This window comes from Bifidobacterium avesanii (assembly GCF_009299475.1).
Taxonomy (GTDB): Bacteria; Actinomycetota; Actinomycetes; order Actinomycetales; family Bifidobacteriaceae; genus Bifidobacterium; species Bifidobacterium avesanii.
Map to the genome: position 1 here is coordinate 1 of NZ_WBSN01000002.1, position 17,567 is coordinate 17,567.

11 protein-coding genes and 2 tRNA genes are annotated in these 17,567 nt (G+C 65.5%); 4 read left to right on the plus strand and 9 right to left on the minus strand.

The annotated features are described in order from the left end of the window. The coding region (locus DSM100685_RS01555) for an IS3 family transposase (protein ID WP_152349624.1) at positions 1-97 on the plus strand (97 nt) is incomplete at its 5' end. A gap of 424 nt (positions 98-521) precedes the next feature. Here the strand turns inward: DSM100685_RS01555 and DSM100685_RS01560 are convergent. The 4 genes from DSM100685_RS01560 to galE all read right to left on the minus strand — a co-directional run bounded on the left by DSM100685_RS01560 (position 522) and on the right by galE (position 2,675). Beyond that, positions 522-597 (minus strand) — tRNA-Phe (locus tag DSM100685_RS01560). Positions 598-622: 25 nt separating this feature from the next. Next, positions 623-696: transfer RNA gene (locus DSM100685_RS01565), tRNA-Asp, on the minus strand. A gap of 125 nt (positions 697-821) precedes the next feature. Then, complete coding sequence (locus DSM100685_RS11065) at positions 822-1,511, minus strand: DUF4190 domain-containing protein (RefSeq protein ID WP_152349625.1); 690 nt, start codon at positions 1,509-1,511, stop codon at positions 822-824. 150 nt (positions 1,512-1,661) lie between these two features. Then, positions 1,662-2,675, minus strand: coding sequence for a UDP-glucose 4-epimerase GalE (gene galE / locus DSM100685_RS01575; RefSeq protein ID WP_152349626.1), 1,014 nt, complete (start codon positions 2,673-2,675; stop codon positions 1,662-1,664). A 222-nt stretch (positions 2,676-2,897) separates the two neighbouring features. Here galE and trmB point away from each other — a divergent pair, with 222 nt between their 5' ends. Next, on the plus strand, positions 2,898-3,740 hold the full coding sequence (gene trmB, locus DSM100685_RS01580) for a tRNA (guanosine(46)-N7)-methyltransferase TrmB (protein ID WP_152349627.1): 843 nt from the start codon (positions 2,898-2,900) through the stop codon (positions 3,738-3,740). A gap of 117 nt (positions 3,741-3,857) precedes the next feature. On the opposite strand, the gene DSM100685_RS01585 is transcribed toward trmB, so the two are convergent. The 5 genes from DSM100685_RS01585 to DSM100685_RS01605 all read right to left on the minus strand — a co-directional run bounded on the left by DSM100685_RS01585 (position 3,858) and on the right by DSM100685_RS01605 (position 15,844). Continuing rightward, on the minus strand, positions 3,858-5,900 hold the full coding sequence (locus DSM100685_RS01585; protein WP_152349628.1) for an ABC transporter ATP-binding protein: 2,043 nt from the start codon (positions 5,898-5,900) through the stop codon (positions 3,858-3,860). After that, positions 5,897-7,786, minus strand: a complete 1,890-nt coding sequence (locus DSM100685_RS01590; protein ID WP_152349629.1) for an ABC transporter ATP-binding protein — start codon at positions 7,784-7,786, stop codon at positions 5,897-5,899. Before DSM100685_RS01590 ends, DSM100685_RS01585 begins: the two co-directional genes overlap by 4 nt. Then, positions 7,783-8,286 carry a MarR family winged helix-turn-helix transcriptional regulator gene (locus DSM100685_RS01595; protein WP_163200844.1) on the minus strand — a complete coding sequence of 168 codons (504 nt, stop codon included), beginning with the start codon at positions 8,284-8,286 and terminating at the stop codon, positions 7,783-7,785. The genes DSM100685_RS01590 and DSM100685_RS01595 overlap by 4 nt, the downstream gene beginning before the upstream one ends. A gap of 1,046 nt (positions 8,287-9,332) precedes the next feature. Further along, the gene (locus tag DSM100685_RS01600) at positions 9,333-10,604 is read right to left on the minus strand and encodes a glutamate-cysteine ligase family protein (protein WP_152349630.1); all 1,272 of its coding nucleotides are present in this window, start codon (positions 10,602-10,604) and stop codon (positions 9,333-9,335) included. 104 nt (positions 10,605-10,708) lie between these two features. Then, positions 10,709-15,844, minus strand: coding sequence for an acyl-CoA dehydratase activase-related protein (locus DSM100685_RS01605; RefSeq protein WP_152349631.1), 5,136 nt, complete (start codon positions 15,842-15,844; stop codon positions 10,709-10,711). Between the two features lie 437 nt (positions 15,845-16,281). Between DSM100685_RS01605 and DSM100685_RS01610 the strand changes: the two genes are divergently transcribed. Next, positions 16,282-16,776 carry an FMN-binding protein gene (locus DSM100685_RS01610; protein WP_152349632.1) on the plus strand — a complete coding sequence of 165 codons (495 nt, stop codon included), beginning with the start codon at positions 16,282-16,284 and terminating at the stop codon, positions 16,774-16,776. Between the two features lie 2 nt (positions 16,777-16,778). Next, positions 16,779-17,552, plus strand: coding sequence for an FAD:protein FMN transferase (locus DSM100685_RS01615; protein ID WP_152349633.1), 774 nt, complete (start codon positions 16,779-16,781; stop codon positions 17,550-17,552). Positions 17,553-17,567 lie beyond the last annotated feature (15 nt).

Here is a 17,567-nt window from a genome sequence, read left to right on the forward strand (position 1 = left end):
CGCCTACCTGTCCCATTACAATGGGACCCGTATCAAGAAGTCGCTGGGCTGGATGAGCCCGGTGCAATACCGCAGACACCTTGGGCTGGCGGTGTAGCCGTCCAAGAAAAAGTCCGCACCCCCAATCGGCCCGTCATGCACTGGATTCGCTCAATCCGCATTTCGGGGCGCCTGGAATGAGCGAATCCAGTACGCTCCAAACCGTTCCGTCGGCCCACCCGGTCGAAACGGACGAATTTACGCCCGAAATCGTCCGTTTCAACCGGGCGGACTCTGAGATCACCGTCATCGGATCCGAAACCGCACGAACCACCCCGCCAACGGCACATGCCCGGCATCGGGCAAGCCCCCCGGTCTCGCGTTTCCACGAAGTACGACGGGGTGCCCGCACCAACGATTCCCGAGGCTCGCATGCCATTGAATCCGTAGGGTTTATGTAGGGAATCGGCTTCATAGCCATCATCGCCCGAATGTGCGAAAACCCCGCAGGCCTTGCAATGCTTGGCTTGCGGGGTTTCCCGTGGTGGCTCCGAGCGGCATCGATCCGCTGACCTAGCGATTTTCAGTCGCTCGCTCTACCAACTGAGCTACAGAGCCAGAGAATAGTTGTTGACCATTCCAGCGACCCCGGCCGGACTTGAACCGGTGACCTCCGCCGTGACAGGGCGGCGCTCTAACCAACTGAGCTACGGGGCCGTGTTGTGGACTCGCTTGTGCGAGGCAACGAATGAATATATTACAGGAATCGGCGCATTGCGCAAATCGAGCCGTCACACGGCGTGTTGCCGCGTGATTTCAACGATTTGCGCAATCGGCGACGCTCAGCGAATCAGAAAAGCCGTGGCGAAGTTCGCGGTGCGCAAGGCCATGTCATACAGGTCGTCGGCGTCCGATCCGCCGCCGTAGTAATAGTCGCCGTACATCTCGGGATGCTTCATGATCTCCGCGAACAGGGAGGCGAACGCCACGATGCCGATCACGGCGAGCAGCGTGAGGACCGCGCTGACCACGATGCCGGCAATCGCGAGGCCCTTGCTCTTCTCCCCCGACTTGTTGATCTGCGCGAGCGCGATGATCGAGACGATCAGTCCGGCAGGCGCGATGAAGAAGCTCAGTGCGAATCCGATGATCGACAGCACGTTCCACTGCTGCGACTGCGGATAGTAGGGTTGGTAGCCGTACGCGGGCTGACCATACTGCGAGTACGGCGAGTATTGCGGCTGCCCATACGGCTGGCCAGACGCGGGCTGACCGTAGGGCTGCCCCTGATGCGTCCCGTATTGAGGGGCCTGACCGTATGACGCCTGACCGGACGCGGGCCGCCCATAGGGCACCTGACCGAACGCGCTCTGACCGCCGACGGCCGCCGGACCGCCCTGCGCGGCGGATTGCGGCTGGCCATACGGGCTCTGCGCCGACGAATTCGGTTCGGAAGAGGAGGAAGACTGGGAGGAAGCCCCGGAATCGTCGGGGCCTTGCGAATACTGGGGCGTGAAGTTGCTGTCGCTCATACATCCAGCATAGACGCCCCGCGGCGCATGCGAAAGGGGCGCGACGGACCGCAATCCGCCACGCCCCTCCGTGGTCCAATCAATCGGACGGCTGATCGGTCGATCAGCCAATCAACCGATCAGCCGATCAGCCGATCAGCCCAACAAGCCTCAGTCGGCCTGCTTCCAGTTGGCGACGTCGATGTGGTGCTCCGGGTTCGCCTGCCAGGCCTCCCACGCGGACTTCACGATGTCCTCGACGTTGTACTTGGCGTGCCAGCCCATCTCCTCGTTGATGCGCTTCGGGGAGCCGATCAGGTGCGGCGGATCGCCGGCGCGGCGGCCCTGCACGTGCTCCTGGAACGGCAGGCCGGTGACCTTCTTGAGCTCGTCGACGATCTGGCGCACGGAGGTGCCCTCGCCGGTGCCCACGTTGAAGGCGTCGTACTTGCGCTCGTCGCGGTCGAGGTACTTCAGGGCGGCGAGGTGGGCGTCGGCCAGATCGGAGACGTGGATGTAGTCGCGCACGCAGGTGCCGTCCGGGGTCGGGTAGTCGTCGCCGAAGATCAGCGGGGCCTTGCCCTTCTTGAGGCGGTCGAGCAGCATCGGGATGAGGTTCAGGATGGCCGGGTCCTCAAGCTCGACCGGGCCGCAGCCGGCCACGTTGAAGTAGCGCAGCGCGCAGAAGCGGATGCCGTAGGTGCCCTCGCAGGCGCGGGCCATCCACTCGCCGAACAGCTTGGTCTGGCCGTAGGGGTTGATGGGGAGCATGGGGACCACGTCCTCGGGCACCACGTCGACCGGCGGCACGCCGTAGGTGGCGGCGGAGGACGAGAAGACGAGCTTCTTGGCGCTCTTGGACTTGGTCATGCCGGTGAGCACGTTGAGCATGCCGCCGATGTTCTGCTGGTAGTACCACAGCGGCTTCTCGACGGACTCGCCGACCTGCTTGCGCGCGGCGAAGTGGATGACGGCCTCGACGTTCTCCGCGTCGAGGATCTCGGCCAGACGGTCGCCGGCGCCGGGGGCGGAGATGTCCATGCCGTACAGGCGCGCACCCTCGATGCGCGTGGGCTTGCCGTAGCTCAGATCGTCGACGACGACGACGTTTTCGCCGGCCTGATGAAGGGCGTGGACCACATGGGCGCCGATGTAGCCGCAACCGCCAGTGACGAGAACAGTCATGTGTAGCCTTCCTTTGGAGCAGCGCGCCGCCAACTGCGGATGTTCGCTTTTGCTCCGTTTTTGTTATCTTTTGACAGTTTTGAGTATAGCATGCGAACAGTCCAACACACACCGCCCGCAGGCCACCTCCATTGTCTCGCGGTTACCGGATGTTTGAGGTATTCCGCGATTGTCAACCGTATACCAACATACGCGTACCAACATATATAAAGGAGCGAACACATGGCTCACAGCGAGCAGAGCGAGGAACCGTCCGTGGCGCTGACCGGCGAGGAGTTGCAGCGGCTGCACCCGGTCAAGTCCTTCGTTCGCCGGTCGGCCCGGTTGGACGACCGCCTGCAGCGCGCGTGGGACCGCTACGCCGGCCACTTCCTGCTGGACATGCCGCGCGGGGAACGCGATCTGGAGGTCGCCGACGACTTCGTCCTCGACCGCGATTTCGTGCGCCGGGCGTGGGGCAACGACCACGGCCTCGTGATCGAGGTGGGCAGCGGTCAGGGCGAGAACGTGGCCGCCGCGGCCAAGGCGCATCCGGAGCTCAACTTCCTGGCGCTCGAGGTGTACGACCCGGGCGTGGCGCACGCGCTGCTGTTCGCCGGGCGCGACGGGCTGGAGAACCTGCGCGTGGCGCAGGTGGACGCGCAGGAGTTCTTCGGGCATCTGGCGGACGGCGTGGCGGAGGAGATCTGGACGTTCTTCCCGGACCCGTGGCCCAAGATGCGCCACCACAAGCGCCGCATCGTGCAGCCGTCGTTCGCCGCGCACGTGCGCCGGGCCCTCGCGGACGGCGGCGTGTGGCGCATCGCCACGGACATCGAGGACTACGCGCTGCACGTGCACGAGGTGATGGACGACGGCTCGCTCGGGTTCGCCAACGCCGGCACGATCACCGTGAGCCTGCCCACCGAGCACGTGGGCAAGGGCAACGCGGACGAGGCGGCCGCGCTCCCCCACGCGGACTTCATCGAGTCGGAGCGCTTCGACGGGCGCATCCTGACCAACTTCGAAAAGAAGGGTCTCGCGGCGGACCGCGTGATCCACGACTTCACCTATCGCAAGGCGTGATGCCATAGCTTCCGGCGGCATATGCAAACGGCGGGGCTTCCCAACGCACTGGTTGGGAAACCCCGCCGTTTGCATATAGCCCGCAAGCCGGCCAGCCAAAAGCCGGCCACAAGCCGACTACTCCAGCTCCACGGCACCGGTGTAGAGCTGGTAATACTCGCCCTTCTGCGCGATGAGCTCGTCGTGCGAGCCGCGCTCGATGATCCGGCCGTGATCGAGCACCATGATCACGTCGGAGTTGCGCACGGTGGACAGGCGGTGGGCGATCACGAAGACCGTGCGGCCCTTCATCAGCGCGTCCATGCCGGCCTGCACGACCTCCTCGGTGCGCGTGTCGATCGACGAGGTGGCCTCGTCGAGGATGAGCGCGGGCGGGTCGGCCACGGCGGCGCGGGCGATGGAGATGAGCTGGCGCTGGCCCTGCGACAGGCCCGATCCGTCGCCCTCGAGCACCGTCTGGTAGCCGTCGGGCAGCATGCGGATGAAGCCGTCCGCGTTCACCAGCTTCGCCGCCTCGATGCACTCCTCGTCGGTGGCATCGAGCTTGCCGTAGCGGATGTTGTCCATCACGGTGCCGGTGAACAGGTTCACGTCCTGCAGCACCACGCCGAGCGAGCGGCGCAGGTCCGGCTTGCGGATGTTCGCCACGGAGATGCCGTCGTAGAGGATCTGGCCCTCCTGGATGTCGTAGAACCGGTTGATGAGGTTGGTCACCGTGGTCTTGCCGGCGCCGGTCGCGCCCACGAGGGCGATCTTCTGACCGGGCTTGGCGAACCACGTGATGTCGTGCAGCACGGGCTTGGCCGGGTCGTAGCCGAACGTCACGTTGGTGAAGCGCACGTCGCCCCTGAGGAGCGTCAGGCGGCCGTCCGGCGAGGACACGGCCTGCTCCTTGGCCTTCAGAGCCACCTCGCGCGCGGAGCCCTTGAGCTTCTCCGCGGCCTTGAGCGAACGCGTGCCGTCGTCGCCGGCCTCGCGCTTCCACGCCCAGTGGCCGGTCACGCGGTCGGTCTCGGTCATGGTGCGGCCGTCGGAGGCGAGCTCCACGTTCACCAGCGTCACGGTGCCGCCGTCGGACTCGACCGGCTCGTCCATGAGCGCGAAGATGCGCGAGGCGCCGGCGAGCGCCATCATCACCATGTTGAACTGCATGGAGACCTGGCCGATCGGGTTGATGTACGAGCGGGACAGGGTGAGCAGGGAGACCAGCGTGCCGAGCGTCAGGGTGCCGAAGCCGGACAGGCCGAAGTTACCCACGCCGGAAAGCGCCATGGCGCCGCCCACGATGGCGAGCAGGATGTAGAGCACGTAGCCCATGTTGCCCACGATCGGCATGGTGACGTTGCCCCACGTGTTCGCCTCGGCGGAGGCCTGGAACAGCTCCTCGTTCTTCTCATCGAAGGTCTTCTGGGTGGTCTCCTCGTGGTTGAACACCTTGATGACCTTCTGGCCGTTGACCGATTCCTCCACGAACGCGTTCACGTCGCCGAGCCAGTGCTGCTGCTTGACGAAGTAGCGTCCGGCTCGGGAGACGACCTTGCGCATCACGAAGAACAGCAGCACGGTGAACAGCAGCACGAACACGGTGATCGGCACGGACAGCCACAGCATGGAGACCACGGCGGCGACCACGGAGATCATCGAGGAGAACATCTGCGGGAACGACTGCGAGATGGCCTGGCGCAGCGTGTCGGTGTCGTTGGTGTAGCGGCTCATGATGTCGCCGTGCTCGTTGGTGTCGAAGTAGCGGATCGGCAGGCGCTGCTGGTGGGCGAACATGTCGTCGCGGATCTTCTTGAGCACGCCCTGTTCGACGGTGACGATGATCCACTGCCACGCCCAGCCCGCGACGATGCCGGCCGCGTACAGGCAGCCCATGAGCGTCAGCGCGCGGATGAGCGGCGACCAGTCGGGGTTCGCCACGCCCACCATGGGCAGGATGTACGAGTCGATGAGCGACTGGAGGAACAGCGCGGAGCCGGCCTGCGCCGCCGCGCCGACGAGGATGCACGCCACGATGGCGACCACGCGCCACCGGTACTGCATGATGTAGCCGAAGATGCGCTTGGTGGTGCCGGGGGCCGGCTTGCCCATGCCGGGCTTGCGGCCGGCGAAGTTCTTGCCGGGCTTGGTTGCGGGCTGAGTTTCGGACTTGCTCATCGGGCCTCTCCTTCCTTGATCGTCCGGGCCGCCTCGGCCGCTTCAGCCACGCTGGCCGCGTTGGCCGCGGCTTCGGGGCCGCCCTGGTTCTTGGTCTGGGATTCGTAGATGGACCGGTACTCGTCGCAGGTCTCCAGCAGCTCGGCGTGGGTGCCGCGGGCCATGATGCGGCCCTCGTCCATGACGAGGATCATGTCCGCGTCCTCGACGGACGCGAGGCGCTGGGCGATGATGATCTTCGTGGTGTCCGGGATCTCGTCGCGGAACGCGGCGCGGATGAGCTGGTCGGTCTTGGTATCCACGGCGCTGGTGGAGTCGTCGAGGATGAGGATCTTCGGCTTCTTGAGCAGCGCGCGGGCGATGCACAGACGCTGGCGCTGGCCGCCGGAGACGTTGGTGCCGCCCTGTTCGATCATCGTGTCGTACTTGTCCGGGAACTCCTGCACGAACCCGTCGGCCTGCGCGAGGCGGCAGGCGTGGCGGATCTCCTCGTCGGTGGCGTCCGGGTTGCCCCACCTGAGGTTCTCGGCGATGGTGCCGGAGAACAGCACGTTCTTCTGCAGCACCATGGCCACCTGGTCGCGCAGCACCTCGAGGTCGTACTCGCGCACGTCGCGGCCGCCCACCTTGAGCGAGCCGGAGGACACGTCGTACAGGCGCGGGATGAGCTGCACGAGGCTGGACTTCGCGGAGCCGGTGCCGCCCACCACGCCCACGGTCATGCCGGAGCGGATGGTGAGGTTCACGTCGTCGAGCACGGGCTTCTCGGAGCTGTCGGAGTAGCGGAACGTCACGTCGTCAAACTCGATAGAGCCGTCGGCCACGGTGGTGACCGGGCGTTCGGGGTTCCTCACCGTGCTCTCCTCCTGCAGCACCTGGCAGACGCGCTCGGCGGAGGCCTGGGAGATGATCACCATGACGAAGATCATGGAGAGCATCATCATGGCCATGAGGATCTGCATGGCGTAGGTCACCAGCGCGGTCAGGTCGCCGGTCGTCAGCCCCACGGCCGGGTCGTTGCCCGAGGCGACGATCTGGTTGGCGCCCATCCACGAGATCATGAGCATGGAGCCGTAGATGCACACCATCATGATGGGCATGTTGAAGCTCATGATGCGGTCGGCCTTGGAGAAGTCCTTGAAGATGCGCTGCGAGATGCGCCCGAACTTGGCGATCTCGAAGTCCTCGCGGGTGAAGGACTTCACCACGCGCACGCCCTGCAGGTTCTCATCCACCACGTTGTTGAGCTTGTCGTACGTGCGGAACACGCGCTTGAACACCGGGTGGACCAGCACCGCGAGCCCGCACAGGCCGATGCCGAGGATCGGGACGCACGCGAGGAACACCAGCGAGATGGACGGGCTGATGCGGAACGAGAAGATCCACGCGACCACGACCATGATCGGGGCGCGCACGCCCATGCGGATCATCATCGAGTAGGCCATCTGCAGGTTCGTCACGTCCGTGGTCAGGCGCGTGATGATCGAGCCGGTGGAGAACCTGTCGATGTTGGTGAAGCTGAAGCCCTGCATCTTCTCGAACTGGTCGTGGCGCAGGTTCTTGGCGAAGCCGGCGCCGGCGATGGCCGAGTAGCGTCCGGCCATGAAGCCGCAGGCCAGCGACACCATGGCGCAGGCGAGCAGGATCAGGCCGAACTTGACGATGGCGGGCATGGAGCCGCCGGTGATGCCCTCGTCGATGAGCGAGGCCATGACCGTGGGGATGAGGATTTCCAGGACGGCCTCGACGGTGACGAACGCCGGGGCGAGCCAGCTTGCCTTTTTGTATTCGCGCAGGGACGCGCCCAGCGTGCGGATGATGTGCTTCGGACGCGCCGGTTCGTCGGCCCGTTCACGCCGTTCCTCGACGGCTGCGGTGTCGGTCATTCGCCTTCCTCCTTCGTGATGTCCTTCGTATCGTGCCTCATGCCGTGCCTCGCCTCGTAGTCGCATTGCGCGGCGTCGATGTTCGCCCGCATGCGGTGGAGGCAGTCGTGCAGCATGCCCTTCTCCTCCTCCGTGAAGCCGCCGAACAGCAGCGCCTCGGTGCGGTCGCCGTTGGCCTTGAGGTCGTTGACGATCGCGTCGGCCTTGCCGGTGAGCACGATGCGCTTGAGACGGGCGTCATGGGCGACCGGTTCGCGCACGATGAGCCCCTTCTTCTCCATGAGGGCGAGCACGCGCGACGCGGTGGACCGCGTGACGCAGAACTTCTCCTCGATGGTGTGCTGGTAGATCTCCCGGTCGCGGTTGCGCGCCAGGAAGATGATGATGTTCGCGTTGCCGCCGGTCGCCTCCTTGGCGGATTCGGGCATCGTCTCGCCGAGGTAGCGGTTGATGACCTTGCCGAGCGCCCTCATCTCCATGCTCAGAATGTGGTGGTCCACATGGCATCGCCTCCGTCACGGTATTGCTGCATACGGTTTGCCGCATACGGTTTTGTTGTATATGCAACTTGTTCTTGCGCTATGACAGTGTAATACGCATCACATACAACAGTTGCACATGCAACAATCGGCGTGTCGGAACGACGAGGGTATGGGAAACGGATGCCGACCGACGGGCACAGTGGACGATCGATGCGGATGATCGAGAAGACAAATCACGCAAACCGATATAAAAACGGCCTCGAACGACCGCTATGCAACCGAAACAATACGGTCGCATACGGAAACGGACGCTGATACCTTGTCAGCGTCCCGAATAATATCGCCGCGATATGCAACCGGACACCAAGGTCCCGCCAGAGTCCGAAATAATATCGGTTTGATACGGAAACGGACTCCGACGACGGCCAAACGTCCGAAATAATACCGTCGCGATACGCAACCGGACGCCACGGTCCCGTCAGAGTCCAAAATAATATCGAATTGATACAAAAACGGACCCCGACAGCCGCCAGACGTCTTAAATAATATGGACAAACATGAAAGGGGATTCCGGCGACCGACAATCGGCCGAAATAATACAGTCCCGCGCAACAACGGACTCCAACAAACGGACTCCGACAGCCGCTAAGCAGCCGAAATAATATCGCCACGATACGCAACCGGACGCCAAGGTCCCATCAGAATACGAAATAATATCGAATTGATACGGAAACGGACTCCGGCAATGGACAAACGTCCAAAATAATATCATCACGATACGCAACCGGACGCCACGGCCCCGCCAAAGTCCGAAATAATATCGAATTGATATAAAAACGGACTCCTGCAACGGCCAAGCGGCCGAAATAATATCGCCACGATACGCAAGCGGACGCGGACAGACGGACGGAACCGCACCCGGGTCGGCCGATCATCAGCCTCAACCGGCCGGCCGATCATCGACCTCATAACTGACCGGCCGGCGGCAACGCAAAAGACGGGCTCAAAAGGACGAAATCAGCCCCCAAAACGTCCTTTTGAGCCCGTAAGTTGGCAGGCGCCGCCTACGCCTGGAACACGTCGGGGTGCTTCGGGTCGCCCGGCTCGTCGGCCAGCAGACCCTCGAGGCCCAGGAACGCGTGCCAGAACTCGAGCGGCTGACCGTACGGCGTGGCGTCGCGGCCGTGCGCCTGCAGGTTCCACTTGGCCTCGAACACGTCCTCCTCGCGAATGCCGTCGAAGTAGCTTTCGAGGCGGTCGCGGTTCTTCGGATCGTAGAACAGCGAGCCGATGATCTCGGTAAGCCGCTCGGCGCGCAGGATGGGCAGGGAGTCCCAGTGGCGCAGCTCGATGAAGTTCTTGAGGCGCACATCGTTGAAGTGCGTGGAGATCACGTGGTTGATCTCGTACGGGTTGAGCTCGCGGTCCGGATACACGTCGGCCGCGTTCTCATAGAACGCCGGGTGGTGCAGTTCCTTGCCGGACAGTCCCTCGGCCTCCGGGGTGTGCGTGAGGTCGGCGAACATGAGCGGGGTGGAGAGCACGTCCACCGCGTAGTCCTCCCAGCCGAAGCGCGGGTCGAAGAGTCCCGGGATCACGTTGGTGCGCTGGAAGTCGAGGAAGTCCCACATGCGCTGGCGCAGCAGGGGCCACGGGTTCTCGCGGCCCTCGAAGTACGGGGTGTTGCGGAAGTACCATGCGAGGATCGGGCCGATCACCGTGCCGAGACGCATCTTGTCGATCGCGTCGCGCTCATCCACGAAGTCGATGCTCACCTGCGTGGAGGCGGAGCAGCGCATCATGCACGGGCCGAACTGGCCCACCCGGCCCAGATAGGCGGTCATGGCGTCGTAGCGGTCCTTGGGGTTGACCTTCACGTCCGCGTAGCTCGACTTGGGCTGGTACCCGTAGTTGACGAGCCGGAAGCCGAGGTCGTCCAGCACCGGGTCCACGTCGCGGCGGAACGCGCGGTACAGGGCGTGCAGGTCGCTCGGTTGCCTGAGGATGCCCAGCGAGCACTCCACCTGCCCGCCCGGCTCCAGAGAGACGGCGATGCCCTCGCGCCCGAGCCCCACTAGATGCCCGTTCTCCCAGTACTCCCTGTCCTTGTCGTAGTACGGGGCGATGCGCCTGAGCAGCGTCTCGATGCCGTTCGGCTCGTAGTAGCTCACGGCGGTGTCGTCGGCGTTGTGCACGGGCAGGTGCTCGATCTCCACGCCGAAGCCGCCGGTGCCGCGCTGCGACCTGCCGTTCTCGAAGAACTTGAGCAGGCTGGCGACGTGCTTGGGGTTCGGCTTGGTCAGCAAATGTGCATAGCTGGTTCTCGGTGCGCTCATGGGGTTCAGCTTAGCGGACCGCGGCGGGCGGTGCGGCGGCAATCCCATACGGAAAATCGATAACGGGTTCTTGCCGCCGCAGCGTCGACGAAGGCGGCCGCGGATCAGTCCGCCTTGGTCAAATTCTTCTTCGCGGCCGCGATCATGAGCTTGAGCCTGTTGAGCTGGTTGGCCTCGGAGGCGCCCGGATCGTAGTCGATCGAGACGATGTTGGCCTCAGGGTACACGCGGCGGATCTTGCCGAACATGCCGCGGCCGGTCACGTGGTTGGGCAGGCACGCGAACGGCTGCGCGCACACCACGTTCGGGGCGCCGGTCTCGATGAGCTCCACGATCTCGCCGGTGAGCAGCCAGCCCTCGCCGGCCTGCACACCGATCGACGTGACGGTGGCCGCCTTGTCCCGCAGCTTGTCCACGGGCCACGGGACCTCGAACTTGCCGTGGCTGGCCTCGAACGCCTTGACCATCGGGCGGCGGTAGAGGTCCGCGATGCGCCGGATCATGTGGTTCATCTTCAGGTTGCCGCCGGTGCCGAGGTGCTCCTCGTTCCAGTCGGCCGAATAGATGCCGTTGAGCATGAAGTCGCAGATGCCCGGCAGCACGGCCTCGCAGCCCTGTTCCTCGATGAGGTCGACCACGTGGTTGTTGGCGTCCGGATGGTACTTGACGAGGATCTCGCCCACCACGCCCACGCGCGGCTTGCGCGGGATGTCGAGCAGCGGGAGCTTGTCGAACGCCTCGGTCATGCGGCGGATCAGGTGGCCGTAGGTGAGCAGGCCGGGGCGGTGGTAGTGCTTCGCGTACGTGGCGGAGTAGCCGTGGTGTTCGATCGTCTCGCGCGTGATGGTGTCCCACAGGCGGTACAGGCGGTTCGCGGAGCCGGGCTCGGCCTCGTACGGGCGCACGCGCAGCAGCAGCTGGGAGAGGATGTCGCCCAGATAGAACGCCTTGACCGCGCGGTGGGCCAGCGCCGGGGTGGCGGAGAAGCCGGGGTTGTCGTTGAAGCCCTGCACGGACAGCGCGATGATCGGCACGTAGTCGTAGCCGGCGTCCGCGAGCGCCTTGCGCAGCAGCGCGAGGTAGTTGGTGGCGCGGCACATGCCGCCGGTCTGCGTGATCACGAGCGCGCAGCGGTGGGGATCGTACTTGCCGGTGAGGAACGCGTTGACGAGCTGGCCGACCACGATGATGGCCGGGAAGCAGGCGTCGTTGTTCACGTACTTCACGCCGGTTTCGATGTCCTCCTGGCTGGCGTGCGTGAGCAGCTCGAACTTGTAGTGGCCGGAGGTGAACACGGACTTGAGGAGCGAGAAGTGCACCGGGCTCATCTGCGGGGCGAGCACGGTGTAAGTGTGCGCCATGGCCTTGGTGAACGGGTGCAGCGTCTTGTACTTGGTCAGCGAGGGCTTGACGTCCGCGGAGGTCTTCGGCTTGGCCGCCTTCGTGGACTTCCCCGGCTTGGCGACCTTGGCGGGCCGCGCGTCCGGGCGCTTGCCCACCGCGATGCCCGAGGTGGCCGAGACGTCGCGCTTCGCCACGAATCCGGCGAGTTCAGCGATGGTCGCCTTGGCCTCGTCGAGGCTCACGTGCTCGCTGGCCATGCCCTTGGCGACGATGTCCACCGTCGCGTCGTCCAAAGCGTCGGCGGCCGGCGCGGATTCGCCCGCGGCCGCGAACTGCCCGGCCAGCGGGTGGCGGGGCTTGGCGGACGTGTCGATGATCGCCTGATCGAACGGCTCGTGCGAGGTCTTCACCCAGCCGGTGGTCTTCCCCGCCTCGCGGCCGGAACCGTCGGACGCGGCGCCGTCCGCCACGGAACCGTCGCGCTTGGTGGGCATGGCGGTGACGCCGGCCCCGAGCGCCAGATTGTCCCTGCGGTCGCGCTCCTCCATGGCGGCCTTGAGCGAGCGCAGGCGGATCTTCGCGGCGCCCAGGTTGGACACCTCGTCGATCTTGAGCTGCGTGTACACGTCGCCCTTGTCCGCGAGGATCTCCTGCACCTGGTCGGTGGTGATGGCGTCCACGCCGCAGCCGAAGCTCACGAGCTGCACGAGCTGGAGATTCGGGTATTCGGACACGAAGCGCGCGGCCTCGTACAGGCGCGAATGGTAGGCCCACTGGTTGAAGACGCGCAGCGGCATCTTGTGGTCCTTGTCGAACGCGGGCACGGTCTTGCGGAACCCGTCGGCCTCGCGGTTGGCCTCGAGGGCGCGCTGGGCCTTGTCGTCGTTCAGATATTCGGTGATCTTGGGCATGTGGTGCGGGTCGAGCTCGCACACCGAGTCCTCGGAGAGCACGGCCATGCCGAGCGCGCAGATCGTCTCCGGGATGCCGTGGTTGACCTCCGGGTCGACGTGGTACGGGCGGCCGGCAAGCACGACGCCGCGCACGTGGTGCTCCTGCATGTAGGCGAGTGCGCGCAGACCCTCCTGCTTGACGTCGTTCTTGAACACGGCGTCCTCGCGGTAGGCGGCGGTCACGGCCAGCTCGGCCTCCTCGCGGGTCACGCCGTCGGCGCCGAACACCTCGACGATGCGGTCGACCATCTTGTCCCTGTTGGCGAGGTTGAAGTACGGGCGCATGAACGTGACGCCCTCGTCCGCGAGCTCGGGCATGTTCGCCTCGATCACCACCGGATAGTTGGCGACGATCGGGCAGTTGTAGCGGTTCTGCGTGTCCGGCACGAGCTGCTGCTCGTAGGAGACGCACGGGTAGAAGATGCGCTTGACGCCCTTGGCGATGAGGTCGCGGATGTGGCCGTGCACGAGCTTGGCCGGGTAGCAAATGTTCTCGGAGGCGATGGAGTCCATGCCCTCCTCGAACAGCTTGTGGTCGGAGCGGCCGGAGATGATCACGCGGAAGCCCAGATTGGTCAGCAGCGTGAACCAGAACGGGTAGTCCTCGTACATGTTGAGCACGCGCGGGATGCCGATGTCGCCGCGGGTGGCCTTGGCCGGGGTGAGGCGGCGGTAGGCGAACGCGCGCTTGTACTTGAAGTCGTACAGGTTCGGGCGGTCGGAGCGCTTCTTGTTCTTGTCGCCGCCGCGTTCGCAGCGGTTGCCGGTCACGTAGCGCGAGCCGTCCTCGAATTCGGTGATGGTGAGCTTGCAGTGGTTCTGGCACAGCTTGCACACGTCGTGCGTGGTGGTCATGCTCAGGTGGTCGAGCGCCTCGCCGGTGAGCATGGTGGACACGGCGTGGGTACCGTCCTCCGCCTCGGCCGGGCAGTGCATGCGGGCGGTGAGGGCCGCGCCGTACGCGCCCATGAGGCCGGCGATGTTCGGTCGGGTGACCTCGCGACCGGTGAGCAGCTCGAAGGCGCGCAGCACGGCGTCGTTGAGGAACGTGCCGCCCTGCACCACCACGACCGGACCCAGCGCGTTGGCGTCGCGCAGCTTGATCACCTTGTACAGCGCGTTGCGCACCACGGAGTAGCACAGGCCGGCGGCGATGTCCTCCGGGGCCGCGCCCTCCTTCTGCGCCTGCTTGACGGACGAGTTCATGAACACCGTGCAGCGCGAGCCCAGGTCGGCCGGCGCCTTGGAGCGGAGCGCCTCCTGCGTGAACTGCTGGATCGTCAGGCCCAGCGACTGCGCGAAGGTCTGGAGGAACGAGCCGCAGCCGGACGAGCACGCCTCGTTGACGCAGATCGAGTCGATCACGCCGTCGTTGACGTCCATGTACTTCATGTCCTGACCGCCGATGTCGATCACGGCCGTCACCCCGGGGCTGATCTCCTCGGCCGCGCGGTAGTGGGCCATGGTCTCCACCACGCCCTCGTCGATGTGGAGCCCTGCGGTGATGAGGCCCTCGCCGTAGCCGGTGGCGCAGGCGCGGGCGATGTACGCGCCCTCGGGCAGGGCGGCGGTGATGGTCTTGACGATGTCCGCGGCGGCGAGTAGCGGGTTCTCCTTGTGCGTGGCGTAGGACGACCACACGATGGTCTTGTCGTCGTTGACGAGCGTGGCCTTGATGGTGGTCGAGCCCGCGTCGATGCCGAGGAAGTGCGGGCCGTGCGCGCCCTCGAGGGTGCCGACGGCGATCTTCTGCTTGGCGTGGCGCTCGTCGAACTCGCGCTTCTCCTCGTCGTTCAAAAACAGCGGGCGGATGGTGCGCGCGGTGTTGGGGCGGTTCTTGAGCGAGTCGAGGGCGTCGAGCACGCCGTCGAGGCTCGTCAGGTCGAAGTGACCCCGCGTCTCCACCTCGGAGAGGGTCTGGGACTCGCCGTTGGAGAAGTGCAGCGGGTTGTTGGCCTGCTCGGCGGCGGCTTCGGCCTCGTCCGCGGCCTCCCCGCGCTTCACCTTGAGCGTGGCGAGCCCGTCCTTCATGTCCTCGAGCATGCAGAACGCCGGGCCGAACGGGTCGTTGACGTCCTCCGAGAGCGGGTTGCCCTCCACGCCGGCCGTGCGCTCCACGGTCGCCTTGGCCGACTCCCCCGCCTCCAGCGCGGCGCCGTACGCCACGTACAGATGCGCGTTTTCGGGCACGATGTAGTGCTCCACCTTGCCCTCGAGGATGCGCTTGAACGCCTCGCGCAGCTCGGACATGAAGAACAGCGGACCGCCGAGGAACACGACGTTGCCCTTGACCGGGCGCCCGCAGGCGAGTCCGGCGATGGTCTGGGTGGCCACGGCCTGGAAGATCGAGGCCGCAAGGTCCTCCTTGTCCGCGCCGTCGTTGATGAGCGGCTGGAGGTCGGACTTGGCGAACACGCCGCAGCGCGACGCGATCGGGTACAGCGTCTTGTACTGCTTGGCGAGCTCGTTCAAGCCGGGCGCGTCGGTGTTAAGCAGCGTGGCCATCTGGTCGATGAACGCGCCGGTGCCGCCCGCGCAGGAGCCGTTCATGCGTTGCTCCGGGACGGGCTTCAGGTACGTGATCTTGGCGTCCTCGCCGCCGAGCTCGATGATCACGTCCGCCTCGGGGTGCGTGACGTTGATCGCGTCGGTCTCCGCGATGACCTCCTGGATGAACTCGCAGCCGAGCTGGTTGGCGAGTTCGAGGCCGCCGGAGCCGGTGATGGCGAACCGGATCGGCCGGTTCTCCATGCCCTTGTCCCTCAGACTCTCCTTGACGTCCGCGAGCAGACCCGCCACGGCCTGCCGCACGTTCGCGTGGTGGCGGCGGTAGTCGGAGAACAGGGCATCCTTCAGATCGTTGGAGTCGCCCAGCACCACGGCCTTGACCGTCGTGGATCCGATGTCCAACCCGACGCGCAGCGTTCCCGTCGCTTCAACCATACTTACCTCAATCGTTCCTCGTGTCCGGGGCGGACGACGCGCCTTTCGTCATACCCACTGCGGCGCGGATCGTCCCTGGGCCCGGCTGCCCACTATCCGCTAGCGTAGTCGGGGCCGCGCCCAGCGCCGAATCCAACGGTGTGATTTAGCCGACAAAGAACCCCTAAACCCGACACCCTGACGCATATTGCCCAAATTCGCAAACTTGTGATTTTGCGCTTCCTGCGAGCCGGAAAAGGACGCTTTTCGCCTCTCAGAAGGCGCAAATCACACGTTTGCGCATATGCCGAGGCGCCCCGCAATGGGCCGATTCCCAGCCGGCTCCCAGTTGCCATGCACCGAACGTTCAACTGCGCATTTTAGGCTCGAAACGGTCGCGGCGGCCGGGAACCGCCGCATCCCATGCCAATCGCACCAATACATCAGGGGAAAAACGCATGAACGCCAACGCCACGAAAACGCTCATCGCCGTCGTCGCGGGCCTCGCCGTGATCGGCGACGCCTTCCTGCTGTTCGTCAAACCCCATCTGGGCAACGGAACGGCCGGCTCGCGGTCCGTTGCGTCCGGGGCGATCGGCGGATCCTCGCCGTCCCCATCCTCCGGAACCGCATCCTCCGAAGCCGCGGATTCCGGATCCGCACTGCGGGACGGCACGTACACCAGCGTCGCCACGCCGAACGAGTACGGCGAGGTGCAGCTGCAGGTCACCGTTTCCGGCGGCGCGATCACCGACATCGCGGCCATCGCCTACCCGAACCACACCAACCGCTCGCAGGCGGTGAGCGCACAGGCCATTCCGCAGCTCATCGACCGGGCGATCAGCGCGCAAAGCGCACGGATCCAGTATGTGTCCGGCGCCACGGAGACCTCCACCGCGTTCGCGAACTCACTGCAGGACGCCATCAACCAGTCGCTCAACGCCGGGAAGTAGCCATGCAGTCCGCCCCACTCATCCGAGCCCGCGTGGTTCACGCCATGACCGTCCCGTTCACCGTCCAGCTGGTCGCCGCACCCGGCACCGGAGCCGAACGGTTCGACGTGCTAGCCGACCGTGCGGCGGAACGGATCAAGGCCTGGCTCGATCGCGCGGAAACGGCATTCTCGCCGTTCCGCGAGGACTCCCTGGTCGGTCGCGCCCGGATAGGCGACTGGAAGGCGCTGCTGGATCACCCGGACTTCGCCGAGGTGCATATGCTGGCCAAACAGGCGGAGCGGCTCACCGACGGACACTTCAGCGCCACGCACGCCGGAGTCTACGACCCGACCGGACTGGTCAAGGGCTGGGCCGTCGAACGGGCGCACGGGCTGTTCCTCATGCCGCTGATCCGATCCGGCGAAGTCGCGGCAGCCGCACTGGGAGGGGGCGGCGACATACAGACCGCGGTGGGGAACGACTCCGACTTCGTCTGGCGCGTGGGAGTGGGAGACCCCCATGACGACGGCCGCACCTTGCGCACGATCAGCCTGCGCAACGGCGGCGTGGCCACCTCCGGCACGTCCAAGCGCGGCGAGCACATCACCCGCACCGCCCACGATCTGGCGCAGGCCACCGTCGTGGACGACCATCTGACCTTCGCGGACATGTGGGCCACCGCGGCCGTCGCCGCCGGCGAGCGCACGTTCCGCACCCTCATCGACCGCCATCGGGAACACCGCGTCATGGCCGTGCTCGTACGCGCCGACCGCACGGTGGCCGAGATCGAATAACGCCGCCCATCCAAG